General features: G+C 73.8%; 20 protein-coding genes. 14 read left to right on the forward strand and 6 right to left on the reverse strand.

From position 1 onward, the window contains the following. On the reverse strand, nucleotides 1-2,430 hold a 2,430-nt coding region (locus AB0L45_RS04275), incomplete at its 3' end, for a DEAD/DEAH box helicase (RefSeq protein WP_365835943.1). A gap of 463 nt (nucleotides 2,431-2,893) precedes the next feature. Here AB0L45_RS04275 and AB0L45_RS04280 point away from each other — a divergent pair. Next, complete coding sequence (locus AB0L45_RS04280; RefSeq protein WP_365835945.1) at nucleotides 2,894-3,649, forward strand: ferritin-like fold-containing protein; 756 nt, start codon at nucleotides 2,894-2,896, stop codon at nucleotides 3,647-3,649. A 278-nt stretch (nucleotides 3,650-3,927) separates the two neighbouring features. Here AB0L45_RS04280 and AB0L45_RS04285 read toward each other — a convergent pair whose 3' ends face one another. From AB0L45_RS04285 to AB0L45_RS04300, 4 genes are all read right to left on the reverse strand, one after another. Continuing rightward, nucleotides 3,928-4,212: a hypothetical protein gene (locus AB0L45_RS04285; protein WP_365835947.1), complete on the reverse strand. Its 285-nt coding sequence runs from the start codon at nucleotides 4,210-4,212 to the stop codon at nucleotides 3,928-3,930. Between the two features lie 202 nt (nucleotides 4,213-4,414). Continuing rightward, nucleotides 4,415-4,642 carry a DUF3107 domain-containing protein gene (locus AB0L45_RS04290; RefSeq protein WP_360133309.1) on the reverse strand — a complete coding sequence of 76 codons (228 nt, stop codon included), beginning with the start codon at nucleotides 4,640-4,642 and terminating at the stop codon, nucleotides 4,415-4,417. 222 nt (nucleotides 4,643-4,864) lie between these two features. Beyond that, a complete protein-coding gene (locus AB0L45_RS04295) occupies nucleotides 4,865-5,506 on the reverse strand; it encodes a TetR/AcrR family transcriptional regulator (RefSeq protein ID WP_365835949.1) in 642 nt (213 codons plus the stop codon). 148 nt (nucleotides 5,507-5,654) lie between these two features. Next, nucleotides 5,655-5,873, reverse strand: coding sequence for a hypothetical protein (locus AB0L45_RS04300; protein WP_365835951.1), 219 nt, complete (start codon nucleotides 5,871-5,873; stop codon nucleotides 5,655-5,657). A 174-nt stretch (nucleotides 5,874-6,047) separates the two neighbouring features. On the opposite strand from AB0L45_RS04300, the gene AB0L45_RS04305 reads away from it, so the two are divergent. The 12 genes from AB0L45_RS04305 (at nucleotide 6,048) to moeZ (ending at nucleotide 21,826) form a co-directional block, all read left to right on the forward strand. Further along, nucleotides 6,048-7,088 (forward strand): alpha/beta hydrolase, encoded by a 1,041-nt coding sequence (locus AB0L45_RS04305; protein WP_365835953.1) that lies wholly within the window; start codon nucleotides 6,048-6,050, stop codon nucleotides 7,086-7,088. A gap of 529 nt (nucleotides 7,089-7,617) precedes the next feature. Then, complete coding sequence (locus AB0L45_RS04310; RefSeq protein WP_365836345.1) at nucleotides 7,618-8,796, forward strand: DUF3152 domain-containing protein; 1,179 nt, start codon at nucleotides 7,618-7,620, stop codon at nucleotides 8,794-8,796. A 109-nt stretch (nucleotides 8,797-8,905) separates the two neighbouring features. Beyond that, a complete protein-coding gene (locus AB0L45_RS04315) occupies nucleotides 8,906-9,001 on the forward strand; it encodes an Ms4533A family Cys-rich leader peptide (RefSeq protein ID WP_365835955.1) in 96 nt (31 codons plus the stop codon). 208 nt (nucleotides 9,002-9,209) lie between these two features. Beyond that, nucleotides 9,210-10,949 carry an ABC transporter substrate-binding protein gene (locus AB0L45_RS04320; protein WP_365835957.1) on the forward strand — a complete coding sequence of 580 codons (1,740 nt, stop codon included), beginning with the start codon at nucleotides 9,210-9,212 and terminating at the stop codon, nucleotides 10,947-10,949. Nucleotides 10,950-10,960: 11 nt separating this feature from the next. Next, nucleotides 10,961-12,007: an ABC transporter permease gene (locus AB0L45_RS04325; protein ID WP_365835959.1), complete on the forward strand. Its 1,047-nt coding sequence runs from the start codon at nucleotides 10,961-10,963 to the stop codon at nucleotides 12,005-12,007. Next, on the forward strand, nucleotides 12,004-12,993 hold the full coding sequence (locus AB0L45_RS04330) for an ABC transporter permease (protein WP_365835961.1): 990 nt from the start codon (nucleotides 12,004-12,006) through the stop codon (nucleotides 12,991-12,993). Before AB0L45_RS04325 ends, AB0L45_RS04330 begins: the two co-directional genes overlap by 4 nt. 65 nt (nucleotides 12,994-13,058) lie before the next feature. Beyond that, nucleotides 13,059-14,765, forward strand: a complete 1,707-nt coding sequence (locus AB0L45_RS04335; protein ID WP_365835963.1) for an ABC transporter ATP-binding protein — start codon at nucleotides 13,059-13,061, stop codon at nucleotides 14,763-14,765. A 369-nt stretch (nucleotides 14,766-15,134) separates the two neighbouring features. Further along, the gene (locus AB0L45_RS04340; protein WP_365836347.1) at nucleotides 15,135-17,138 is read left to right on the forward strand and encodes a glycosyltransferase; all 2,004 of its coding nucleotides are present in this window, start codon (nucleotides 15,135-15,137) and stop codon (nucleotides 17,136-17,138) included. Beyond that, entirely contained in the window at nucleotides 17,135-18,457 is a 1,323-nt protein-coding gene (locus AB0L45_RS04345; RefSeq protein WP_365835965.1) for a hypothetical protein, read from the forward strand. The genes AB0L45_RS04340 and AB0L45_RS04345 overlap by 4 nt, the downstream gene beginning before the upstream one ends. A 322-nt stretch (nucleotides 18,458-18,779) precedes the next feature. Further along, a complete protein-coding gene (locus tag AB0L45_RS04350; protein WP_365835967.1) occupies nucleotides 18,780-19,754 on the forward strand; it encodes an NAD-dependent epimerase/dehydratase family protein in 975 nt (324 codons plus the stop codon). Continuing rightward, the gene (locus tag AB0L45_RS04355) at nucleotides 19,742-20,548 is read left to right on the forward strand and encodes a spherulation-specific family 4 protein (protein ID WP_365835969.1); all 807 of its coding nucleotides are present in this window, start codon (nucleotides 19,742-19,744) and stop codon (nucleotides 20,546-20,548) included. Before AB0L45_RS04350 ends, AB0L45_RS04355 begins: the two co-directional genes overlap by 13 nt. 99 nt (nucleotides 20,549-20,647) lie before the next feature. Continuing rightward, on the forward strand, nucleotides 20,648-21,826 hold the full coding sequence (moeZ, locus tag AB0L45_RS04360; RefSeq protein WP_365835971.1) for an adenylyltransferase/sulfurtransferase MoeZ: 1,179 nt from the start codon (nucleotides 20,648-20,650) through the stop codon (nucleotides 21,824-21,826). A gap of 204 nt (nucleotides 21,827-22,030) precedes the next feature. On the opposite strand, the gene AB0L45_RS04365 is transcribed toward moeZ, so the two are convergent. Then, nucleotides 22,031-24,568 carry a lysylphosphatidylglycerol synthase transmembrane domain-containing protein gene (locus AB0L45_RS04365; RefSeq protein ID WP_365836349.1) on the reverse strand — a complete coding sequence of 846 codons (2,538 nt, stop codon included), beginning with the start codon at nucleotides 24,566-24,568 and terminating at the stop codon, nucleotides 22,031-22,033. 767 nt (nucleotides 24,569-25,335) lie between these two features. Here AB0L45_RS04365 and AB0L45_RS04370 point away from each other — a divergent pair. Next, nucleotides 25,336-25,806: a cysteine methyltransferase gene (locus AB0L45_RS04370; protein WP_365835973.1), complete on the forward strand. Its 471-nt coding sequence runs from the start codon at nucleotides 25,336-25,338 to the stop codon at nucleotides 25,804-25,806. Nucleotides 25,807-26,036 lie beyond the last annotated feature (230 nt).

The raw sequence follows: 26,036 nt of genomic DNA on the forward strand, positions 1-26,036 counted from the left end.
GGGCGCCTCGTCCGCTGCCGTCTCCGTGACCTCGGCCGGGGCTTCCGCGGTGGCCTTCTTGGCGGTGGTCTTGCGGGTGCGGCGGGGCTTGGCCGGGGCCTCGTCCGCTGCCGTCTCCGTGCCTTCGGCCGTCTCGACCGCGGCTTCGGCCTTCTTGGTGGCGGCGGTCTTGCGGGTGCGGCGGGGCTTGGCGGGCGCCTCGTCCGCTGCCGTCTCCGTGACCTCGGCCGGGGCTTCCGCGGTGGCCTTCTTGGCGGTGGTCTTGCGGGTGCGGCGGGGCTTGGCCGGTGCCTCGTCCGCTGCCGTCTCCGTGCCTTCGGCCGTCTCGACGGCGGCTTCGGCCTTCTTGGTGGCAGCCGTCTTGCGGGTGCGACGCGGCTTGGCCGGGGCCTCGTCCGCGATGTCCCCAGCGACCTCAGCGACCTGAACAGCCTCAGCCGTCTCGACGGCGGCCTCGGCCTTCTTGGCGGCGGCGGTCTTGCGGGTGCGGCGGGGCTTGGCGGGCGCCTCGTCCGCTGCCGTCTCCGTGGCCTCGGCCGGGGCTTCCGCGGTGGCCTTCTTGGCGGCGGTCTTGCGGGTGCGGCGCGGCTTGGCGGGCGCCTCCTCCGCGACCGTCTCGGCGACGGGCTCCGCGCTCTCCACCGTCTCCACGACGGCCTCCGCCGCGGGCTTGGTGCTGCGCGTACGGCGGGGCTTCGCGGGCGCCTCGGCCTCGGCGGCTTCGGGCGCCTCGGTGGCGGCCGGCGCAACCGTGGTGACCGGCTCCTCGCCGGTGGCCTGCGCCGGGACCTTGACGGTCTCGGTGGGGCCCTCGGCCGTGTCCACGGCGGTGGCCGCCTTGGCGGCGGAGCTCGCGGCACCCCGCGTACGGCGGCGACGCGGCTTGGCCGGTGCCGCGGTGGCGTCGGCGGCCTGCGGGGCCTCGGACGCGATGCTCTCGGCGGCCGGCGCGGCCTCGTCACGGGAACCGTCCCGGGCCGGCGTCACGGCGGCCTGCGCGCCACCGGAGCCACCGCGCGTACGGCGACGGCGGCGCGGCTGGCGCGGCCCGTCCGTAGCGGCGGCGCCGCCCTCGGACGTGCCGGACGCGCCGGACGTACCGGGCGCCTCGGGGGCACCCGAAGCGTCCACCGGCGCGCCGTTCCGCGTGCGCCGGCGCTGGCGCGGCGTACGGCTGCGGCGCGGGCGCTCCTCCTCGACGGCGGGTGCGCCCCGGCGCGGACCGCGGCCGCGGCCGCCCGTCTCGCCCAGGTCCTCGACCTCTTCGGCCGCCAGCCCGGCCCGCGTACGGGCCGCGCGCGGCAGCACGCCGGTCGTGCCCTCGGGGATCTCCAGCAGCTCGTAGAGGTGCGGGGAGGTGGAGTACGTCTCCTCCGGCTCGTCGAACGGCAGGTCCAGCGCCTTGTTGATCAGCTTCCAGCGCGGGATGTCGTCCCAGTCGACCAGCGTGACCGCGGTGCCCTTGGCGCCCGCGCGGCCGGTCCGGCCGATGCGGTGCAGGTAGGTCTTCTCGTCCTCGGGGGACTGGTAGTTGATGACATGCGTCACACCCTCGACGTCGATGCCGCGGGCGGCGACGTCGGTGCAGACCAGCACGTCGACCTTGCCGTTGCGGAACGCGCGCAGCGCCTGCTCGCGCGCGCCCTGGCCCAGGTCGCCGTGGACCGCGCCGGAGGCGAAGCCGCGGCGCGCGAGCTGGTCGGCGATGTCGGCGGCGGTCCGCTTCGTCCGGCAGAAGATCATCGCGAGGCCGCGGCCCTCCGCCTGGAGGATGCGGGTGACCATCTCCGGCTTGTCCATCGAGTGGGCACGGAAGACGTGCTGCTTGATGTTGGCGACGGTCTGGCCCTCGTCGTCCGGCGCGGCGGCGCGGATGTGCGTGGGCTGCGACATGTAGCGGCGGGCCAGGCCGATGACCGCGCCCGGCATGGTCGCGGAGAACAGCATGGTCTGGCGACGGACCGGCAGCATGTTGATGATGCGCTCGACGTCGGGCAGGAAGCCGAGGTCCAGCATCTCGTCGGCCTCGTCCAGGACCAGCGCCTTGACGTGCGAGAGGTTCAGCTTCTTCTGGCCCGCCAGGTCCAGCAGCCGGCCCGGGGTGCCGACGACCACGTCGACGCCCTTCTTCAGGGCCTCGACCTGCGGCTCGTACGCCCGGCCGCCGTAGATCGACAGCACCCGGACGTTACGGACCTTGCCGGCCGTCAGGAGGTCGTTGGTGACCTGCTGGCACAGCTCGCGGGTGGGAACCACCACGAGGGCCTGCGGGGCCTCCGTCAGCTGCTCGGGCCCGGCCCGGCCCGCCTCGACGTCCGCGGGCACGGTGACGCGCTCCAGCAGGGGGAGGCCGAAACCCAGGGTCTTGCCGGTGCCGGTCTTGGCCTGGCCGATGACGTCGGAGCCCGCCAGGGCCACGGGGAGCGTCATCTCCTGGATGGGGAAGGGGGACGTGATGCCGACGGCCTCAAGGGCTTCGGCGGTTTCGGGAAGGATCCCGAGGTCTCGGAACGTAGACAGAATCTTGCCTCTTCTGTGAGACGCGGTACGAGGCGGCCAAGGGGGTCGTACCGAGCCCTCGCACGGTTTCGTACGGGCCGGCCTCGATCGGCCGGACGGGCGCGGGACCACTGCCTTCGCTCAAGCACTCATACCGCGAGCGGTGTCCCTCCCGCTGTGCGTACGTCTCGTACGCGCCGCGAAAGAGGGCGGTCGGGTTGGAGCCGATCGGGCCACCGACCGGGCATCCGCATGCGTGGAACAACCCACCGATACTCGGCGGGCGCATTACCACCATACCCCGGATAGGCACACGTGTGTCCGGGCAATCGTTCGGTCGGGTGGGACGGGAGTGGCTGACCAGCCACTTCCACCGGTTCCGCAGCGGGCTATTGTGCGCTTCATGGAGACGCCTGACAACGCAGCGCACACCGCCGACGATGATCGAGAGCACACCGGGATCGCCGCCCAGGACTGGGCCGCGGCCTCCGCGGAACCGCAGTACCGGGCCGCGGTGATCGACCTGCTGGGCGCCCTCGCCTACGGGGAGCTGTCCGCCTTCGAGCGCCTCGCGGAGGACGCGAAGCTGGCGCCGACGATGGACGACAAGGCGGAGCTGGCCAAGATGGCGTCGGCCGAATTCCATCACTTCGAGCGGCTGCGGGACCGGCTGGCGCAGATCGAGGCCGAGCCGAACGAGGCCATGGAGCCGTTCGCGGCGGCGCTGGACGAGTTCCACCGCCAGACCGCGCCGTCGGACTGGCTGGAGGGCCTGGTCAAGGCGTACGTCGGCGACTCGATCGCCAGCGACTTCTACCGCGAGGTGGCGGCCCGCCTCGACTCCGACACCCGGGGCCTGGTCCTCGGTGTGCTCGACGACACGGGGCACGCGACGTTCGCCGTCGAGAAGGTGCGGGCCGCGATCGAGGCCGACCCCCGGGTCGGCGGGCGGCTCGCGCTGTGGGCGCGGCGGCTGATGGGTGAGGCGCTGTCCCAGGCACAGCGGGTCGTGGCCGACCGGGACTCGCTGTCGACGATGCTGGTGGGTGGCGTGGCCGACGGGTTCGACCTCGCGGAGGTCGGGCGGATGTTCTCGCGGATCACCGAGGCGCACACGAAGCGGATGGCGGCGCTGGGGCTGGCGGCCTAGCCGAAGGGGACGGCGGCGCCGGGTCCGGCTGCTCAGCCGCAGCGGGTGGCGGCGCCGGACCCGACGGCTGAGCCGGAGTGGGTGGCGGCGCCGAACCCGGCGGCTGAGCCGCAGCGGGTGGCGGCGCAGGGCCCGGCGGCGTATCCACCGGGCCGCGCCGCTGCCGCCGCGTACGTGCTCTGTGCCGTGCTCCGTGCCGTGCTCCGTGTCGCGTACGTACTCCGCGCCGTCGCGTACGGGCCCCGGGCGCCGGCTCGCGTGCGGCCGGCGCGGAGCGGTCAGGCCCCGGAGACGCCGGAGCGCAGGTGCGTCAGCCTCCGGGCGGGCCGGGGCCGGACCAGCAGGGAGAGCATGGCCGCGCCCAGCGCGGCGGCGGCCAGCAGCGTCTGGAAGAAGTGGCCGGGGCCCAGGATGGAGTGGGCGAGGAAAGCGCCGAGCAGGGCCGCCGCGGGGCCCGTCGCCAGCGTCAGGGGGCGTGCGGGGAACCGGTCCGGCAGTCGGCGCGTGGCGGCCAGTGCGATGGCGAGTCCGACGATCACGGAGCCGAAAGCTTCCCAGACCATGGTTTATCCCTCCCGCGGTGACGACCGGTTGGACGACACAAATCGGTCGTAGGCGGTCGTACCCAGGGAGAATGCGCGGCAATCCTCGCCGGGGCACCCAGTCGGCGAGGCGGCGTGACACACGAGCGGCGGCCCGGAGACGATCTCTCCGGGCCGCCGCTCGTGATCGTACGCACGGGCCCGCCCAGGGGCCCGCGGCCGGCTACAGCGTGCCGAAACCGACCTTGCGGACGGTCTGCTCGCCGATCTCCACATAGGCCAGCCGGTCCGCCGGGACCAGGACCTTGCGGCCGTGATCGTCCACGAGGCTCAGCAGCTGCGACTTGCCGCCCAGTGCGTCCGCCACCGCTCGCTCGACGTCCTCGGCGGTCTGCCCGCTCTCCAGAACGATCTCGCGGGGCGCGTGCTGCACGCCGATCTTGACCTCCACGGCTTTGTCCCTCCGACGGTCTCGGTGCCCCCTGGCACGGCCACGGGGCAGGTGCGCGGCAATCCGCGCCGTACGCAGCACACATTAGCCCGGTGTGCGGACGGACAGGACGCCGCGGAGCACGCCCGCAGCGAACAGCGGCGGGACGGGAGTGCCGGACGGGGCGGACGCCGGCGGCCCGCGGCGCCCCGGGGCACCGGCGGCCCGCAGGCCCTCAGCGGCTCACTGGCCCTCGGCGCCGTGCAGCGGGAAGCCCGCGATGCCCTTCCAGGCCAGCGAGGTCAGCAGCTGCACGGCCGTCTCGCGCGGCACGGTGCTCTCCGAGGAGAGCCAGTAGCGCGCCACGACCTGGGAGACACCGCCCAGCCCGACGGCCAGCAGCATCGACTCGTCCTTGGACAGGCCGGTGTCCTCGGCGATGACCTCACTGATCGCCTCGGCGCACTCCAGGGAGACCTTGTCCACCCGCTCGCGCACGGCCGGCTCGTTGGTCAGGTCGGACTCGAAGACCAGCCGGAAGGCGCCGCCCGGGTCCTCGACGTACGCGAAGTAGGCGTCCATCGTCGCGGCGACGCGCTGCTTGTTGTCGGTCGTCGAGGCGAGCGCGGTGCGCACCGACTGCAGCAGGGCCTCGCAGTGCTGGTCCAGCAGGGCGAGGTAGAGGTCGAGCTTGCCCGGGAAGTGCTGGTAGAGCACGGGCTTGCTGACGCCGGCGCGCTCGGCGATGTCGTCCATCGCGGCCGCGTGGTAGCCCTGCGCCACGAAGACCTCCTGGGCCGCGCCCAGGAGCTGGTTGCGCCGGGCTCGGCGTGGCAGGCGCGTGCCCCGCGGGCGTGCCGCCTCGGTCTGCTCGATGGCGCTCACGCTGCCTCCCAGGTGTCGTTCCGTACGCGGCGTACGCACAGCGGTGCGCCGCGTCCGCCATCGTACTTTTGGGTAACCCGGCTGTGCGTGGTCACGGGCGAGAAAATCTGCCGCCGAACGCTGTGGGAAGCCGACATATGGCCCCAGGTCATCGGTAATCGTCTTCGTCGAGATCCACGACGCGGGCCTGTTCGGCGACGTCCGCCTCGTTCGCGACGGACGGATCGAGACCGGTCAGCGGCTGGTCGCGGTGCGGCGCGACGTCCGTGTGCTGCTCCGCGGCATCGGCCTCGGGCGCCTCGACGTCGAATTCCGCGGCGTCCGTCTCGTCCTCGAAGGTGTCCGGGTCGGTCGGGTCGACGGGCATGGTGGCTCCCTTTCTCTCACGTACTTCGGAGGCCAGGGCGAGCGTCCGCACGCGAGCGCTCATCACACGGGTGCCCTTCCTGCCCGAGCCTAAGAGAGCGGGTTCCGAAATGCGATGTGGTGTGTGAGCGCGAACACACGATCGGCGGCGTGATCGTCTCGTAACATCGACTCCATGTCTTCGACGGAGTCGACCGGAACACCGGACGCCCGCGCCGTCCTCCCGGTGCCCCCGGCGGGCCGTCCCTCGCGCGTCGGCCCGGGGGAGACGGTGCGTTCCGTGCACCTGCCGGGTCTGACGATGAGCGTGCGCGGGGTGCCGGGCACCCGGGCCGGGCTGCCGCCCGCGCTGTACGTCCACGGCCTCGGCGGCTCGTCCCAGAACTGGTCCGCGCTGATGCCGCGGCTCGCCGGCCAGGTCGAGGGGGAGGCGCTGGACCTCCCCGGATTCGGTGATTCCCCGCCGCCGGACGACGGTGACTACTCGGTCTCCGCGCAGGCGCGGGCGGTCATCCGCCATCTGGACGCGAGCGGCCGCGGCCCCGTGCACCTGTTCGGGAACTCGATGGGCGGCGCGGCGGTGACGCGGGTGGCGGCGGTCCGCCCGGACCTGGTGCGCACCCTGACGCTGATCTCGCCCGCGTTGCCCGAGCTGCGGCCGCAGCTGTCCGCGGTGCCCACCGGGCTGCTGGCCGTACCGGGCGTGACCCGGCTGTTCAGCAGGCTGACGCGGGACTGGACGCCGGAGCGGCGCACCCGCGAGGTGCTGGCCCTGTGCTACGGCGATCCGGCCCTGGTCACCCCGGACGGCTTCACCGCCGCCGCGGAGGAGTACGCGCGACGCCTCGAACTCCCGTACTTCTGGGACGTCATGACCCGCTCGGCCCGCGGCATCGTCAACGCGTACACGCTCGGCGGACAGCACAATCTGTGGCGGCAGGCGCAACGGGTGCTCGCACCCACCCTTCTCGTCTACGGTGGGCGCGACCGCCTGGTCTCCTTCCGTATGGCGCGCCGGGCGGCCGCCGCTTTCCGCGGCTCCCGGCTGCTGACGCTGCCGGAGGCGGGGCACGTGGCGATGATGGAGTACCCGGAAACGGTGGCGCGGGCCTTCCGCGAGCTGTTGGACGACGAGGCGGCCGCGCGGGGCGCGGCCGGTGCGGGCGGGAGCGCCGGTGCGGGAGAGCCCGCCGCCGGTGACGCGTCCTGGACGTGAGTAGGAGCTGACAGGCCGAGTGGGACGTCACAGCCGCCGGAGCCCGGCCGCAACCGCCGGTGACACCTCCGGAATAGGTGAGGTGGGCGGGGCGGACGGGCTCGGCGCGGCAGGTGGCGCCGGTCCCGCACCCGGGCCGGGCACGGGCCGCCGGCGCCGCCGCGCGGAGCCGGGGGCGGAGTCGGAGCGGCAGCCGCCGGGGTACGAGCAGCAGCGCACGCCCGGGTACGAGCCCGCGCAGGGTGCGGTCCGGTACGCGACCGGAAGCCGTACGCCCGAGCGTGGGCCCGCGCAGGGCGCACCATGGCAGACGCCCGCGCAACGAGCGCCGCACGACGCGCCCGCGCACGACGCGTCCGGAAGCACGCCCGCGCAGGGCACACCCCGCGTACCGCGCCCGCGCGACAGCCGCCCGCAGGCGGCGCCGTCCACCCCGGCACACGGGTTCGCCTCCTTCGGGGACGGCGGCGACGGGGCGAGCAGGCCCGCCCCCGGTCCTGGCCGCGCGCCTGGCACCGGCCCCGGCCCCATCCCCGGTACCGGCCCTGGCCCCATCCCTGGTGTCGGCCCCGCCCCCGTTCCCGGTGCCGGTACCGCCGGTCCCGTGCTGGGGCCGACCTCCACCGGTACGGGTTCGGTCGGGCCGCCGTTCGTCCCGCAGGGCCGGATGCCGGCACCGCGCCAGGAGTACCTCGACGCCTTCGGGGCGCCGTCCGGACGGAACCGTGCCGACGGCCCCGAGGCCACGGACGACGACGTGTTCGCGGCCGGCGCCCCGGAGCGCGGGCGGAGCGGCCGGTCGGTGGTCTTCCCGAGAGAGGGCGAGGGTGCGGCCTCCGCGCCGGACGAGACCCCGGAAGCCGGTGAACTCGGCGCGCAGGGGCCGCAGTTCAGTACCCGCAAGAAAATCGCCAAGGGCCGCACCTTCACCGGCGTGGCCGCGGCGGCCGTGACGACCGTCCTCGCGGTCGTGGTGGCCGGACAGGTCACCGAGCAGCAGCAGGACGACGGCAAGGCGCAGGCGCTCGGCGGGGAGGACCGGACGGACGGCCCCGACGCCGCCTCACGCTCGAACGTGCGCCCGACGCAGCAGGCGGCCCCCGTCACGTACGACGAGAAGATGGCGAAGGTCTATCCGCTGGACGAGAAGCTGGCGGCCTCGGGGCGGTTCAAGCCGGCCGGCGGGGACGCCAAGGCGCCGGGCCGCGGCGAGGTGCGGCGCTACCGCGTCGACGTCGAGGAGGGCCTGGGGCTCGACGGTGAGCTGTTCGCCGACGCGGTGCACAAGACCCTCAACGACGAGCGGAGCTGGGCGCACGGCGGACGGCGCACCTTCGAGCGGGTGGGCTCCGGCGACGCCGACTTCGTCATCACGCTGGCGAGCCCCGGGACCACCGCCAAGTGGTGCGCCAAGTCCGGGCTCGACACGACCCAGGACAATGTGTCGTGCGACTCGGCGGCGACCGAGCGCGTCATGATCAACGCGTACCGGTGGGCGCAGGGCGCCACGACCTACGGGCCGGGCCAGATGCACGCGTACCGGCAGATGCTCATCAACCACGAGGTGGGCCACCGGCTCGGCCACAACCACGAGAGCTGCTCGCGGCAGGGCGCCCTGGCACCGGTGATGATGCAGCAGACCAAGTTCCTGACGACGGACGGCGCGACTTGCCGCCCCAACGCCTGGCCGTTCCCGGCCGGGCACTGATGGGGGCCACCGTCCCGTCGACAGGCCCCTTGCCCACCACCTGAGACCCTCCGTCTCCCATCCCGAGACACCTTTGCCACCGCACGCACATTCGGACACTCTTCTCCCCATGCCGCGCCCTGCCACCGCTTTCGATCACGCCGCTTTCGAGCTGGCGCTGATCGGCGTGTCCGCGCAGTCCGTGGCCGACATCCACTGTCGCTGAGGCCCGCCCCCGGCCGCGCGGAAGCGCGCCGCGACCGGCCCGTGTTCCCCGGGCCCGTACCGCGCGGCGCCAGCTGACCCCGGGCCGGGGCATCCCCCGCGTATCCACGTAGCTCACCCGAACGTGTCCGCAGGGGCGGTCCCGCGCCTCACCGCGCTCCTGTTGCCGCCTTCCGCGGGTACGCCCTGCTGGAAAGGCACCCACTGTCATGGCCGAGCCGTCCCGCCCCCGTCACCTCCCGCCCGCCGCCCGCCGGACGGCCGCCGTCGCGGTGGCCGTCGCACTGGCCGCCGGGGCCACCGCCTGCGGCCCCAAGGACAGCGCGGCGGGTGGCGGCGCGGGCGCCGCGCCCGCCAAGGGCGGCACGCTCACCGTCCTGAACTCCGAGCCGCAGACCAATTTCGACCCGGCCCGCCTGTACACCTCCGGCGGCGGCAAGGTACCGACGCTGGTCTTCCGTACGCTGACCACCCGCAACCGGGAGAACGGCGCGGCCGGCACCAAGGCCGTGCCGGACCTCGCCACCGACACCGGGCGGCCCAGCGAGAACGCCACGGTGTGGACGTACACGCTCAAGGACGGGCTGAAGTACGAGGACGGCTCACCGATCACCAGCGCCGACGTGAAATACGGCATCGAGCGTTCCTTCGCCGCCGAACTCTCCGGCGGCGCCCCGTATCTGCGCGACTGGCTGGTGGGCGGCGAAAGCTACCAGGGGCCGTACAAGGACAAGAGCAAGGACGGGCTGAAGTCCATCGAGACGCCCGACGAGAAGACCATCGTCTTCCACTTGAAGAAGCCGGAGGGTGAATTCCCGCTGCTCGCCACGCAGACCCAGTTCGCGCCGGTGCCGAGGGCCAAGGACACCGGTACGAAGTACGAGGAACACCCGGTCGCCTCGGGCCCGTACAAGGTCGTGCGGAACACCGGGGACGGTGAACACCTCGTCCTGGAGCGCAATCCGCACTGGTCCGAGAAGACCGACTCCGAACGGCACGCCTATCCCGACACCATCGACGTGAGATCCGGCCTGGATTCCGCGGTCGTCAACCAGCGGCTGGCCACCGGCGCCGGCCCGGACGCCGCCGCGGTGACCACCGACACCAACCTCGGCCCGGCCGAACTCGCGCAGATCGGCGGCGACCCGAGCCTGGGCAAGCGGGTCGGCACCGGCCACTTCGGCTACACCAATTACCTCGCCTTCAACCCGAAGGTGAAGCCCTTCGACGACCCGAAGGTACGGCAGGCCATCGCGTACGCCGTCAACCGGCAGAGCGTCGTGAACGCCGCGGGCGGCTCCGCGCTCGCCGAACCGGCCACCACCTTCCTGCCGAACGGAAAGGCCTTCGGCCACACCCCGTACGACCCGTTCCCGGCGGGCCGCACCGGAAATCCGGCCAAGGCGAAGGAACTCCTCAAGGAAGCCGGTCACGAGAACGGGCTGAGCATCACCCTCACCCATTCCACCGCCAAGAACTTCGAGACCAGCCCGGAGATCGCCACCGCCGTCCAGGAAGCCCTCAAGAAGGCCGGGATAACGGTCGCATTGCAGGGTCTGGAGGACAATGACTACAAGCAGAAGGTGCACAGCGTCGACGACGAGCCGGGCCTGTTCATCGGCGGCTGGGGTGCGGACTGGCCGTCCGGCGGCCCCTTCCTCGCGCCGGTCTTCGACGGCCGGCAGATCGTCCGCGACGCCTTCAACTTCAACCACGCGCAGCTCGACGACCCCGCGGTCAACCACGAGATCGACGAGATCAACCAGCTGACCGACCTGAAGGCGGCGGCGAGCCGGTGGGGCGCGCTGGACCGGAAGATCGGCGCGCAGGCCCTGTCCGTGCCGCTCTTCCACCCGGTCTACAAGCGCCTGTACGGCAAGGACGTCAAGAACGTCGTGATCAGCGACTGGGACGGCGTGCTGGACATCTCCCAGGTCGCGGTCAAGTGACGGCGGCCGGCATGACGCCCACTCAGAACGGTTCGGCATGGCGCCGGTTGCGGCGGCGACCCGCCGCCGTGGCCTCCGCCGCCGTCCTGCTCGTACTGATCCTGCTCGCCCTCGCCGCCCCGCTGCTGGCGGCGCTGGAGGGGCAGGACCCCACCACGTACCACGACGGCCTGATCGACTCGGCGCGTGGCGGCGTACCGCTCGGCCCGTACGGCGGGATCAGCGCCGACCACTGGCTGGGCGTCGAGCCCGGCACCGGCCGCGACATGTTCGCCCGGCTGCTGTACGGCGCCCGGGTCTCCCTGCTCATCGCGCTCGGCGCCACGGCCGTACAGGTGCTCATCGGCCTGGTGGTCGGCCTCGCGGCCGGGCTGGGCAACCGGCTCGCGGACCAGGTGCTCTCCCGGTTCACCGAGGTGCTGACCGCGCTGCCGATGCTCGTCATCGCGATCTCGCTGACCGCGATCGTGCCCGCCGACTTCCCGCGCCCGCTGCTGCTGGTGCTGGTCATCGGGCTGCTCAACTGGTTCGGCACCTCCCGTATCGTGCGCGCCCGCACGCTGGCCCTCAAGAAGCTGGACCACGTGGCGGCGGCCCGGCTCGGCGGCTCGGGACCGCTGCGCGTGGCGCGGCGCGAGCTGCTTCCGTCGCTCGCCGCACCGGTGATCACGTACGCGGCGGTCCTGGTGCCCGGCAACATCGTCGTCGAGGCGTCGCTGTCCTTCCTCGGCATCGGCGTCCGGCCGCCCACCGCGTCCTGGGGGCAGATGCTGTCGACCGCGACGACCTGGTTCCGGGCCGACCCGGTGTACGTGCTGCTGCCGTCGGGCTTCCTGCTGGTGACCGTGCTGGCGTTCACCGTGCTGGGGGACGCGGTCCGTACGGCGCTGGACCCGCGCGAGCGGTCCCGCCTGCGGGTCGGCACCCGGGCGGGACGAGCGGGCCGTACGGGACGAGCGGGCCGTGCGGGCCGTGCGGGGCACCCGGGCCGTACGGGGCATCCGGCCCGGCCCGCGGACGCCTCGCGTGAACAGCGCGAGAAGGAGGCCGTCGCATGACCGGCTACGCGCTGCGCCGCCTCGGCGGCGCGCTCCTCGTCCTCTTCCTGCTGACCGTCGCCGTCTACGCGCTCTTCTACGTCGCGCCCGGCGACCCCGCCGGACTGGCGTGCGGCCCGCGCTGCAACCCCGCCCAGATCCAGCAGGTACGCGAACGGCTGGAGCTGGACGCGCCGGTCCTGACGCAGTACCTGCACTTCCTCCAGGGGCTGGTGGCCGGCCGCGACTTCTCGTCCGGCACCGCCGTACTGCACTGCGACGCGCCGTGCCTCGGCCTCTCCTACCAGAACAGCACCCCCGTCACCGAACTGCTCGGCGACCGGCTGCCGGTCACCGCGTCCCTGGCCCTCGGCTCGATGGTGCTGTGGCTGCTGCTCGGCGTCGGCACCGGCCTGCTGTCCGCACTGCGCCGCGGCGGCACGACCGAACGCGTCCTGACCGGCCTGACCCTCGCGGGCACGGCCACCCCGGTCTTCATCACCGGGCTCCTGCTGCTGATGCTCTTCTGCGCGTACCTGCGGTGGCTGCCGTTCCCCTCGTACGTGCCGCTGACCGAGGACCCGGAGCAGTGGGCCTGGAACTTGCTGCTGCCCTGGACGGCGCTGGCGCTGCTGGAGTCCGCCAAGTACGCCCGGCTGACCCGCTCCTCGACCCTGGAGACGCTGGCCGAGGACCACATCCGCACCTTCCGCGCGTACGGCCTGCGGGAACGTTCCATCGTGACGCGGCACGCGCTGCGCGGCGCGCTGCCGCCCGTCATCGCGCTCACCGCGCTCGACCTGGGCACGATGTTCGGCGGCGCGATGCTCACCGAGGAGCTCTTCGGGCTGCCCGGCATCGGACAGCTCCTGGTGCACTCGGTGCGTGTCGTGGACCTGCCGGTGGTCGTCGGCGTGGTGCTGGGCACCGGCGCGGCCGTCATCGTCGCCAACGTCGTGGCGGACATCCTCTACGCACTCACCGACCGAAGGGTGGCTCTGACATGACCTCCGATGCCGATGCCGATGCCGATGCCGATGCCAGAGGTGTTTCCGGGAACGCTTCCGGAGCGGTGACGGAGCCGCTGGTGGAGGTCCGGGACCTGTCGGTCGCATTTCCCGGCGAGGGTGACGGCGGTTCGGCCGTACCGGCCGTGAAGGGCCTCTCCTTCACGCTCCCCGCTGGCCGGGCGCTGGGCATCGTCGGCGAGTCCGGATCCGGCAAGTCCACCGTCGCGACGGCCCTGCTGGACCTGCACCGGGGGACCGGGGCGCAGGTCAGCGGTACGGTCCGGGTCGCCGGTACGGACGTACGGGCGGCCGGCGAGCGCGAGCTGCGGCGGTTGCGCGGCGGCCGGGCGGCCATGGTGTTCCAGGACCCGCTGTCCTCGCTCGACCCGTACTACGCGATCGGCGACCAGATCGCCGAGGTGTACCGGGTGCACCGGCCGGACGTCTCGCGGCGCGCCGCCCGCGCCCGCGCCGTCGAGGTGCTGGAGCGCGTGGGCATCGCGGACGCCCCCCGGCGCGCCCGCTCGCGGCCCCACGAGTTCAGCGGGGGCATGCGCCAGCGCGCGTTGCTCGCGATGGCGCTCGCCTGCGAACCGCGCCTGCTGATCGCCGACGAGCCCACCACGGCGCTGGACGTCACGGTCCAGGCCCAGATCCTCGACCTGCTGCACGAACTGCGGGCGGAGACCGGCATGGGACTGCTCCTGGTCACCCATGACCTCGGGGTGGTCGCGGGCAGTGTGGACGAGGTGCTGGTGATGCGCGGGGGCCGGACGGTGGAGCACGGCACGGTCGGCGAGGTGCTGCTCGCGCCGCGCGAACCGTACACGAAAGAGCTGCTGGCGGCGGTGCCGCGGGTGGACGCGAAGCCGGCAGGGCGTGCCCCTCGCGCCACGATCGTCACGCGCGGAACGGACGTCACGACCGACACGACCGACACGCGTGCCGCGGCCGGCGGCGACGGTGTACTCCTCGAAGCCGTCGGGCTGCGCCGGGAGTTCGGCGGGCGGCGGAACCGGACGACCGCGGTCGACGAGGTCTCGCTGACCGTACGGGAAGGCGAAACGATCGGCCTCGTAGGGGAGTCGGGCAGCGGCAAGACGACCCTCGGACGGATGCTCGTCCGGCTGCTGGACCCCACCGCCGGGACGCTGCGCTACCGGGGCCGTGACATCGGCACCCTCGGCGACCGGCAGCTGCGCCCCTTCCGGAGCGAACTGCAGATGGTCTTCCAGGACCCGGTCTCCTCGCTCAACCCGCGGCGCAGCATCGGCGAATCGGTCGCCGACCCGCTGCGCGCGGCCGGTGACCGGGACGACGCGCGCGTGGTGCGCCGGGCGAGCGAACTGCTGGAGCGGGTCGGCCTGGACCCGGCGTGGTACCACCGCTACCCGCACGAGTTCAGCGGCGGGCAGCGGCAGCGCGTCGGCATCGCGCGGGCCCTCGCGCCCGGCCCCCGGCTGCTGGTCTGCGACGAACCCGTCTCGGCGCTGGACGTCACCACCCAGGCGCAGATCGTCGCACTCCTCGGCGAACTGCGCCGGGACCTGGGCCTCGCGCTGGTCTTCATCGCGCACGACCTGGCGGTGGTGCGGGCGGTCAGCGACCGGGTCGTGGTGCTGCGCGGCGGGCGGATCGTGGAGGAGGGCAGTACCGACGAGGTGTACGAGCGCCCCCGGCACCCGTACACGAAGGGCCTGCTGGCGGCGGTGCCCGTACTCGACCCGGGGGCGTCGGCCGGGCGGCGGGCGCTGCGCGCCGCGGCGTGAGATTCACATAGCGCGCCAGAACGCCCACCGGGGTGGAAAGTTACGTCTCTTCACCCCTTCCGGTGGCGCGACGGACAACCGTCCGTCGTGTCACCGGAATCTCTGCGTAGCTTCTTCCTGCAGGTAGCGGCGGGCCCCGGGGCCGGCCGCGGTCGTTGGACGCCGATCAGGAAGAACGGGGGTGCGCTCGTGCGCATTGGTCTGCTCACCGAGGGTGGCGGCCCGGATGCGTCCGGTGAGACGCGGCCGTGGCGCGACCGGCTCGTACGCGGGCTCCCTGGCCACGTATTCGAGGTGTATACGCTCGACCGCGGTACCGAGGATGGCGGGGGCGTCAGGGTCGGCGGGGGAGGTGGCCCCGGAGGCGGTCTGGGGGGCGGTCTGGGGGACGCCCTGGGGGGCGAGGCCCTGGTAGGGGGTCTGCCGGACATCGCCGAGCGGCCGGGCCCCGGCCCGGGGGCGGGTGAGGCGGGCGGTCGCGCGGGCGTGCCGGGGGGCACCCGGGCCGTGCGGACCGCACCGCTGTACGGGGAGCTCCCCGGTGCCCTGCAGTGGCGGCCCGGCGGGTGGCGCGCCGGGGCGCGCGGACGGCGCGCGAAGCGCCGGTTCGCGGAGTGCTTCGGCGAACTCGCGGCGGGGTTCACGGCGGCGGAACCGCCCGGCGGCCGGTCCCATCCGGGTGGCCGTCCCCTCCCCGGCGCGCGGACAGCGGACGGTGCCGAAGACCGTGACGGTCAGGCGGACCGTTTCGCCGCCGGTCTCTACGGCCTCGCGCTGCTCGCCCGCGACCACGGCGGCCTGCCCGAACTCCTCCGCTCCGAACAGGCCGTACGCATCCTGGAGAGCGCCTGTCACGCGCCCGGCGCACTGCGCGCCGCGTACGGCGCCCGCGTGGGCGACCTGCTCGCCGTGGCCGAGGAACTGGAACGCGCCCTGCGCCCCCTCTCCCTGGACTGGTACGGCTGCTCCGCCTGCCTGCCCGGGGGTGACGGCGACGGCCTCGCCGGGGTCGACCTCTGCCACGCCACGGCCGGCGGTTCCATCGCCCTCCCCGGCCTGCTGGCCAAACGCTTCTTCGGTACGCCGCTCCTGCTCACCGAGTACGGCGTGCGCCTGCGCGAGCACTACCTCGCGCGCTCCGGAACGCGGTCGAGCGCCCCCGTACGCGCCCTGCTGGGCGCCTTCGAGACCGCGCTGGCCGCCGAGACGTACGCCCAGGCCGCGCTCGTCACCCCCGGCAACAGCCACACCCGGCGCTGGCAGGAGCGCTGCGGAGCGGACCGTGAGCGCCTGCGCACGGTGTACCCGGGCATGGACGCGACCGGCTTCACCGCCGTCCCCGACGCCGCGGCCGACCACTGCGCGACGCTGGTGTGGACCGGCACCGTCGAACCCGCCAAGGACCTCGTCTCGCTGCTGCACGCCTTCGCCCGCGTGCACCGCGCCGAACCCGACGCCACCCTGCGCATCGTCGGCGCCCCGGGCCCCGGCCCGGAGGACGCCGCCTACCTGGCGCAGTGCCGGGCGCTGGCCGCCCAGCTCTTCCCCGACGAGGCGGCCGACGCGCAGAGCGCCGGCGACAACCCGGTCTCCTTCGAGGAGGTCGGCGGCCCCGGCGTGCCGCGCCCGCAGGACGTCTACGCGGCCGGTGCGGTGCTGGTCCTCTCCAGCGTCGCGGAGGGCTTCCCGCGCTCCCTCGTGGAGGCGATGCTCAGCGGCCGGGCCACGGTCTCCACCGACGCCGGAGCCGTCTGCGAGATCATCGGCGGTACGGGCCTGGTCGTACCGCCGCGCAACCCGCGCGCGCTGGCCGACGCGTGCCTGGCGCTGCTGCGCGACCCCGGCAGACGCGCCCGGCTGGGCGCCGCCGCGCGCGCCCGCGCACTCGAACTGTTCACGGTGGAGCAGAATGTCGCGGCATTTCGTGGCATCTATCTGGAGCTGATGGCGCACTCCCCGCGCCGTCCGGCCACCGCTGCCGGGCCGGCCGGAGGGGGCGCGCCCCGCCTCTTCGCCCGGCCCGCCGAGTCCCACGTACCGGGCCGCTGGGCCGCGACCCGCGCCGCCGCCCAGGCCGCACCGCCGACGGGCCGCCCACCGAGCTGGGCGGCACCGGAACCGGACTCGGAGCCGGACCCGACTCCGGACCAGTACCCGACTCCGGACCAGGATCCGGCTCCCGCCCAGGAGATGGCTGCGGATCAGGGCCTGGCTCCGGACCAGGCCCCAGCCCCGGATCAGGGTCCGGTCCCGGACCAGGGCCTTGTACTCGGCCCGCCCCTGGCCCCGCCACCGGCCCCGGCCCCGGTCGCCGAACCGGCCACCGCCGCAGCGGGAGCCGGTGCCGACCGCCAGAGAGGAGCCCGGCCATGACGACGACCGACACCGGCACCGACACCGATGCCGGCACCGACACCGACACCCAGGCCCACTCCGGCACCGACACTCACGCCCACTCCGGCACCCCCGCCGACCCCGACACCCACCCCGACACCACCCCCGGCGCAGCCACCCGCACCCCCCGCCGCGGCCCCGCCGACCCCGTGAAGACGCTGATGCACCAGCACCGGGCGCTGTGCGAACGCGCCGTCGATCCGCTGGAGATCGCGGCCGGCCTGGAGGCGCACGGCGTCACCGACCGCACGGCCGCCCGCTTCCGGCACCGTGACGTCTTCTCGCTGGCCGAGGAGCTGTACGCCCGGGTGCCGCGCGCCGACACGGCACCCCCCGCAGCGCCGCCGCCCGGCCCCGCCCGGCGGGACCGGGGCATCCGCGCGGTGCTGCACCTGCTGCCCGGCGCGGTGTGCGCCGCGACCGTGGCCGCCGTCACCGCTGCAGGGCGCGCGCCCATGTCCGTACCCTCACCTTCCCTGCCGTGGACAGACGCGCCATCAGGAACCGCCGCCCAGCCGGCCTTTGCGGCGGCAGGCGCCGGTCTGGTCCTCCTGGCCCTCCGCCTGTGCGTCCGCCACGGCCCGCTGCGCGCGCGGTACCCGGTCGCCCGTACCGCCGCATGGTGGACGTGCTGGCTGGCCGGGTACGCGCTGTACGGTGACTGGCTGCTGCGTCAGCTCCTGGCGGGCGGACCCGGCCTGGGCGGCGCACACCCGCAGTGTGCGGTCACCACCGCCCTGTCCCTGACCTGCGCCGTCGTGCCCGCCGCCTGGTGTGCGCACTGGTTCGCGGGCCGCGCGCGCCGTGGGCTGGCGGACAGCCGGTGTCTGACCGTCTTCGCGTCCGGAGTACGGCCGTTGCTGCTGATCGCCACCACGATGCAGCTCACGGCGCTGCTCGCCCTGTCGGCCGCCGCGGACGCGCTCGGCGGCGGTGGGGGAGCGGGCCCGGTGGCCGCGGCCTCGGCCCTGGGCGCCCTGTTCTTCCTGGCGCGGCTGCTCGCCCGGCACGGCTTCCCGGCCGCTGCCGCCGCGGGCCCGGCCGCCGCCGTAGCCCTCGAAGCCGCCGCCCTGGCCTCCGTACCGGCTGCCCGGTTGCCGGGTCTGGAGCTGCTGGGCCGGCCGGTCGAGGCCGCCGTCACCCACCTCGGCCCGTCCGCCGTACCGGCCGTGGCCTGCGCGCTGCCCGCCCTGGGCCTGCTGCTGTACGCGCTGCGCGCCCTCACCGGCGCCTCGGCGCACGCACCGGCTCCCGACGCGGCCCCCGCCGCCGTACCGGCAGAGGCGGACCGGACATGACCCCGCGCACGTCGCCACCACCCCCGATACGCACGCCCTTCGCTCCGGCGCGCACGCCACCACTCCCGGCGGACGCGCCCTCCGCCCGCGCGCACGCCGGCACCCCCGGCGGACGTGCGGGCCTGCGCGGTACCGGCGCCCCCGCGGCGCCGGTCGTCCCCCGCCGGACACCTGCCACCACCCCCGCGGCGCTCACCGCCGACGCCCGGCCCCCGCGGCGGCGGCCACCGCTGCCCGACCACATTGCCACCCCACCCCAATAGGAGAACGACATCATGAACGTCCACCGCACCGAAGCACACCGGGACCGGGGGGTCGCGCGATGAGGGTGCTACTCATCGGTGCCAACGGGTACCTCGGCCGTTACGTCGCCGACCGCCTGCTGGCCGACCCGGCCGTCCAGCTGACCGCCCTCGGGCGGGGCGACGACGCGGACGTCCGCTTCGACCTGGCCTCCGGCAGTCCGGGCGCCCTCACCCGCTTCCTGGACGCCGTCCACCCCGGCGTGGTGGTCAACTGCGCGGGCACCACCCGCGGCGGCGCCCGCGACCTGACCCGGCACAACACCGTCGCGGTCGCCACCGTCTGCGAATCGCTGCGGCGCAGCAGCTGCGGGGCCCGGCTCGTACACCTGGGCTGCGCGTCCGAGTACGGGCCCTCGCAGCCCGGCTCCTCGACCGCCGAGGACGCCGTGCCACGGCCCGGCGGGCCGTACGGCGTCAGCAAGCTGGCCGCCACCGAACTCGTCCTCGGCTCCGGCCTGGACGCCGTGGTGCTGCGCGTCTTCTCCCCCGTCGGCCCGGGCACCCCGGCCGGCTCACCGCTCGGCCGGCTGGCCGAGGCGATGCGGCGCGCGATGCAGTCCGGGGACAACGAGCTGAAGCTGGGCGGCCTGGGCGTACAGCGCGACTTCGTGGACGTACGGGACGTGGCGCGGGCCGTGCACGCCGCCTCGCTCTCCGCCGCGCAGGGCGTGGTCAACATCGGTACGGGGCACGCCGTGCGGCTGCGCGAGGCGGCCGCGCTGCTCGCCCGGGTGGCCGGGTTCGGCGGCTCGCTCCACGAACTGGACACCGCGCCCGGCCTCGCCGGCGGCCCCGGCGCCGCCCGGCTCGCCATTCCGGGGCCGGCCTCTGAACACGGGGCCGTCCCCCCCGCGTACCCCTATCCGGACGGGTGCGGGAGCTGGCAGCAGGCGGACGTGCGCACCGCCCGGGACCGCCTGGGGTGGCGGCCGCGGATCGGGCTGGAGGAATCCCTCGCCGACATCTGGATGGAGGCCGCATGTCGTATCTGACGACGTCCCTGGGCGCCGGCACCCCCGTGACGGGCGCCGCGCCGCTCGGCGTCGGCGTCCCGGGGTTCGCCCACCCGCTGCTGGCACCCGCCGAGTGGGCCGAACTGCTGCGCCTGGCCCGGCGGCCGGCCTGCACCGGAGCCGCCCGCCGGGCTCCGGGGCCACGGGGCGGCGCTGCGGCGCTGCACTGGGTGGTGCTCAACGTGGCGCGGGGCCCCGGGGTGCGCCCCGACCCGTACTGCCTGCCGGCCGCGGCCCAGTTGCGGGACGCGGGGGCCCGGCTGCTGGGCCACCTCGACCTGGGGCACGGCGCGCGTCCGTTCGGCGAGCTGGTCTCCGACGCGCACCGCTTCCTGGACTGGTACAAGGTCGACGGCTTCTATCTGGACCGTTGTCCCACGGACCGGACACTGCTGTCCGAGACCCGGCGGCTGACCACCACCCTGCGGGCCCTCCACGACGGGGCGCACCTCGTCACCGGGCACGGCCGTCACCCGTACCCCGGATACGCGGAGATCGCCGACCAGCTCGTCACCTTCTCCGGGCGCTGGTCCGACTACGGCTGGTCACAAGTGGCCGAGTGGACCGCCGAGTACCCGGCGCGGCGCTTCTGCCACCTGGTGCACGGCGTCCCCCGTACCCACCTGAAAGAGGCCCTGCGGATCGCCCGGTGGCAAGGCGCCGGAACCGTCTACTTCACCGACCGCACCGACCACGGAGAGAGCGCCTGGGAGTCACTGCCCGGCTACTGGGACACATTCGTCTCGCGTATCGGACCTGGTGTCTCGGAATGAAGAAGGCCGTGGCAGTGTTACGGGAAGACCACCGTCCCTTGCTCCGGGCCGTCCCGGGGCGGGGGGTCGCCCATCGAGATACCGACAAACGGAGTCCCCGTGTCGCTGCCACCCCTGGTCGAGCCCGCATCGGAGCTCACCGTCGACGAGGTCCGCAGGTACTCCCGCCACCTGATCATCCCGGATGTCGGGATGGACGGGCAGAAGCGGCTGAAGAACGCCAAGGTGCTGTGCGTCGGCGCCGGCGGCCTGGGTTCGCCCGCGCTGATGTACCTGGCCGCGGCGGGCGTCGGCACCCTCGGCATCGTGGAGTTCGACGAGGTCGACGAGTCCAACCTCCAGCGTCAGATCATCCACAGCCAGGCGGACATCGGCCGCTCCAAGGCCGCGTCCGCCAAGGACACGGTGCTGGGCATCAACCCGTACGTCACGGTCAACCTGCACGAGGAGCGCCTCGACTCCACCAACGTCATGGAGATGTTCGCGCAGTACGACCTGATCGTCGACGGCACGGACAACTTCGCCACCCGCTACCTGGTCAACGACGCCTGCGTGTTGCTGAACAAGCCGTACGTCTGGGGCTCGATCTACCGCTTCGACGGCCAGGCGTCGGTCTTCTGGAGCGAGCACGGCCCCTGCTACCGCTGCCTGTACCCGGAGCCCCCGCCGCCCGGCATGGTCCCCTCCTGCGCCGAGGGCGGCGTGCTGGGCGTGCTGTGCGCGTCCATCGGCTCCATCCAGGTCAACGAGGCGATCAAGCTGCTGGCCGGCATCGGTGACCCGCTGGTCGGCCGTCTGATGATCTACGACGCGCTGGAGATGACGTACCGCCAGGTCAAGGTCCGCAAGGACCCCGACTGCGCGGTGTGCGGCGAGAACCCGACCGTCACCGAACTCATCGACTACGAGGCGTTCTGCGGCGTCGTGTCGGAGGAGGCCCAGGAGGCGGCGGCCGGCTCCACGATCACTCCGGCGCAGCTCAAGGAGTGGATCGACACGGACGAGAAGATCGAGATCATCGACGTCCGGGAGCCGAACGAGTACGAGATCGTCTCGATCCCCGGCGCCAAGCTGATCCCGAAGAACGAGTTCCTGATGGGCAACGCCCTCCAGGACCTCCCGCAGGACAAGAAGATCGTCCTGCACTGCAAGACGGGCGTCCGCTCCGCCGAGGTGCTCGCCGTCCTGAAGTCCGCGGGCTTCGCGGACGCGGTGCACGTCGGCGGCGGCGTCATCGGCTGGGTCAACACGGTCGAGCCGGAGAAGCCGGTGTACTGACCGGCGGTCCGCACGGCGCGGAAGGGCCCGCACGCCTGGTGGTGTGCGGGTTCTTCTGCTTACGGGTTCTTTTGCGTGCGGGTTCTTGCGTGCGGGTTCTTCTGCGTGCGGGGCCTCATGCGTGGTCTTCTGCGTACGGGCGTGCGGGCGTGCGCGCCCTTCGGCGTACGGAACGCCGGCACGCGCCGTACGGGACCGGTCCGGTCAGATCTGGCCCTTGCGCGTCAGGTGCGTGAACGAGATCCATCCCGGCAGCACCGGCAGCCAGAACGTCATCAGACGGAACAGCAGGACCGCGGGCAGGGCGACGTCGGACGTCAGCCCGGCCATGACGGTCAGGCCCGTCCACAGCGCGCCCTCGACGGCGGCCACACCACCCGGTGTGGGCGCGGCGGAGCCCACGGCGTTGCCCGCGAGGAAGACCACGGCGATGGTCGCGTAGCTGATCTCGTCGCCGCCGCCGAACGCGCGGATCGAGGCGTCCAGGCACATCACGTTGGCCACCGTCAGCAGCAGCGTGCCGCTGATGCCGGCCGCAAGCTTCTTCGGGCGCTGGAGGATGTCCAGCATGCGGGGGACGACGCCCGCGAACAGTGACCGCACGCGCGTGGAGATGAACTTGCGCAGCACCGGCACGGCGGTGACCACCAGGACCAGTACGGCGGCCGTCAGCAGGCCCGCGATGACCGCGCGGGACGGGGAGAGCGACGGCGTGCGCTCGGTGCCGGTCAGATAGCCGAAGACCAGCAGCAGCATGATGTGGCAGCCGAGACCGAACAGCTGGGACGCGCCCACGCTGGCCACCGCCAGCCCGGGCCGGATCCCGGAGCGCTGCAGGAAGCGGGTGTTGAGCGCCACGCCGCCCACCGCGGCCGGCGCGACCAGCTTGACGAAGTTGCCCGCCACCTGCGCGATCACGGTCCGTACGAAGGAGACCTTTTCCGGTACGAAGCCCAGCAGGCTCAGCGTGGCCGCGATGTAGGTGAGCGCGGAGAAGAGCAGCGCCGCCGCCACCCATCCCCACCGGGCCTCGTTGATCACCTGGTCGAACTTGACCTGGGTGAGCTGCGAGACCAGGAAGTACGCGGCGAAGGCCCCGGCGATCCAGCTCACCAGCGTGCGCGGCCGGATCCGCTCCAGCCGGGCCGGTTCCACCGGCGCGGTCGGCCGGATCAGCAGCACCTGCTGGCGGATCTGCGAGAGCAGGTCCTCCTCGCGGGCCTCTTCCAGCGCCTCGTCGACCGCCCGCTTCTCGGCGTTCTTCTCGGCGCGCGCCACCTTGCGGTTGCTGGGCTGCTCCTGTGTGTGTGCGCCGCCCCGCCGGGCCGCCTCGGCTGCCTTGCGTTCCTTGGCGGCGCGCGACGCCTCCAGGACCGCCTCGCGCTCCCGCGCGGACCGCTCGCGGGCCAGCTGGCGCAGCGTGGCCCGGGTGGTGCGGCTGAGGGCGATCGGCTGGAGCAGCGGCAGGCTGTCGGCGACCGCGTCCGGGCCGAGCACGTCGACCGCGGCGGCCACCGCCCGCTCGGCACCGGCCCGCAGCGCGAACGTGGTCAGCAGCTGCGCGGCGTCCATCCGCAGGACGAGGTCGCCCGCCGCGATCTCCCCACCGCGCAGATCGGTCAGGAAAATCTTGCCGGAACGATCCACCAGGAGCGCGTCACCTACCAGCCGCCGGTGCGCGATGCGCCGCGACTGGAGCGACGCCACCTGGCGCCAGGCATTGCGCATCAGCTCGTCGGTGATCTCCGCGTCCGGCAGCGCGTCCAGCGGCCGGCCGTCGATGTGCTCGTACACGAGCATCACGGCGTCCGGGCCCAGCTCGGAGGTGGCGATCAGCTTCGGCGCGTTGGCGCCGGCCGCGATGGCGGCGTACGCCAGCAGCGCCTCCTGTTCCAGCGCCTGCCGCAGCGACTGCAGGCTGCGGCGCTGGTTGATGCCGCGCAGCGACAGCCGCCGCCAGACGCGGTAGAAGAAGCCCTGTGCCTGCCGCTCCCGGTCCACGACGGTCACGTCGATGGGCGGACCGTCCTCCAGGGTGACGATGTAGCGGCGGCCCCGGTCGGCGTGCTCCGGGTGCTCGGGGTTGCCGATGTCCTCGGCGCGTACCGCGCTGACCGGACGGAATCCGACCCGGCGCAGCCCCGCGAGCAGGTTCTGGCCGGTGGGGCGCACATTGGGGGAGCCGACCGCGTACAGCGTCCCGAAGGCGACCGTCCAGCCGATGAGGACGGTGGTGACGATGGCGAACGGCGTGGTGTAGCGGCCGACCAGCACGGCGAACGCGTCGAGCAGCAGGACGCACCACATCGCCACCCGCCAGCGCGGGCGCCGCGACATCCCCACGGCTGTCATGTACGCGATCACCGGCGCGAGGTAACTGTGCACCGGCGGGGTCAGCCCCCCGTCGGCCAGCGGCTGGGTCAGCGCGGCCTGGATGGACTCCGGGGCGGCCTCGGCCACCCACAGGTCGGTGGCGAGCGAGACACCGTGCGCGAGGACCGCGGCCAGCACCCCGTCCGCGATCCGCAGCCCGTCCCGTTTGATCAGCCGCTCGACGGCGAAGGCCACCGGAACGATCAGTACGGCGACGCTCGACGCCAGCCCGGCGAAGTTGATCAGCAGCCGCGGCGCCAGCCCGGCGCCCTCCCCGATGTCGCGCTGGAGACCCTGGGTCGTGCCGTGCGCGAACGTCGCCAGCAGCAGCACCAGCGCGATGCCGACGATGCCGAGGAGGAGGCGCATCAGGTCCGACGGCCGGTGCACCCGGGCCGGCAGCAGCGGCTCGTCGCCGGAGACCTGGTCGACGTGGAACTCGCTACCTACGTGGTCCTGGGACGGGGCGAGGCGTTCAATTTTGTCGGATTTGCCGGTCTTGGCGGTTTTGCCAGTGTCGCTGGTCCTGCTGCCGGTCCTGCCGGTCCTGTCGGTCCTGTCGGTCTTGCCAGTCTCGCTGGTCCTGTCGGGTGCGGGGTGTGCGCCCGTACGGGCGGTCCCGCCGGGCCCGGCCGGACCGGCCGGCGCGTCGGCGGTGCGTTCCTCTCGTGCCGCGCCCTCCGCTGCCGCGCCCTCCGCAGCCGCGCTCCCCGCTCCGGGGGAAGCGGTCGCCGCGTCGGCCCGGCGGGGCTGGTCCGGCCCCTCCGGACGCGCGGGCTCGTCGGCTGTTCCGGCCTTCTCGATCGTGCTCGCCTTTTCGGTCTCGGAAGCCTGTGACGGCTTCCCCCGTGGTTTCCCGTCCCCCCGGGCGGGGGTGACGCAGGACAGCGCCTCAGGGGTGCCGGCCTCCCATGGAGGCACCGCACCCTGCTGTTCGGCCGTCTCTTCTTGATCTCGTATCACCAGTCACCGCCCGGAAGATGGTGGCATGGCCGCGAGGAGGTGGGGGGCATCAGGGTGCATTTCGAAGGGCCGGGAAACGGAACATACGCCGCCGCGCCCGCCCGCGCACGCCGTCGGCGGGCCGCGGCGCGGGGACGGCGGGACTGTCGGTGGTGTGGTGCAGGATGGGCCGAATGAGTGGGACAGCAGGAGACTCTTCCGGGTACGACGGCGAGCAGATCCCCGAGTACGCGGAACGGGTACTCGGCGTCGCCGAGCTGATTCCGCCCGGGCGGGTGATGACGTACGGCGACGTCGCCGAGTGGCTCGCGGGCGAGGAACCGCCGGGAGAGCCGGGGACCGGGGATCCGGGGGACGGACCGCCCTCCGGGGGAAGGTCCGCGGGCGCCGTCGGCGGGCGGCGCGTGGGCGGGCCGCGTCAGGTGGGCCGGGTGATGGCCCTGTACGGGGGCGCCGTGCCGTGGTGGCGCGTGGTGCGCGCGGACGGGCAGCTGCTGCCCGGCAGTGAGCTGCGCGCGCTGGCCCACTACCGCGAGGAAGGCACCCCGCTGCGCGAGGCACCCCGGTCCGCGGAGGGCCACGTCCCGCGCCTCGACATGCGGCGGGCGCGCTGGGACGGGGGTGATGCGGGGGTGGGGGACTGAGGGGGTGTGCGTTCGTCGCGTTCGTCGCGGCCGTCGCGTCCGTCCGGGTGACGCGGCGGAGACGTACGGGGCGTACAAGGCGTACAGGGCGTACGAGGCGAACGAGGTGTACGTGGCGTACGGGGGCCCGGCGCGGGGCACTCCCGCCGTCACGGTCGCGGGCTCGTCACCGTCCGGCACAGCTGTCGGGTACGTCACGCGCGACGCCCGCGTCCTGTACGTCACGTGCA

The organism is Streptomyces sp. NPDC052496, assembly GCF_040679095.1.
Lineage (GTDB): Bacteria > Actinomycetota > Actinomycetes > Streptomycetales > Streptomycetaceae > Streptomyces.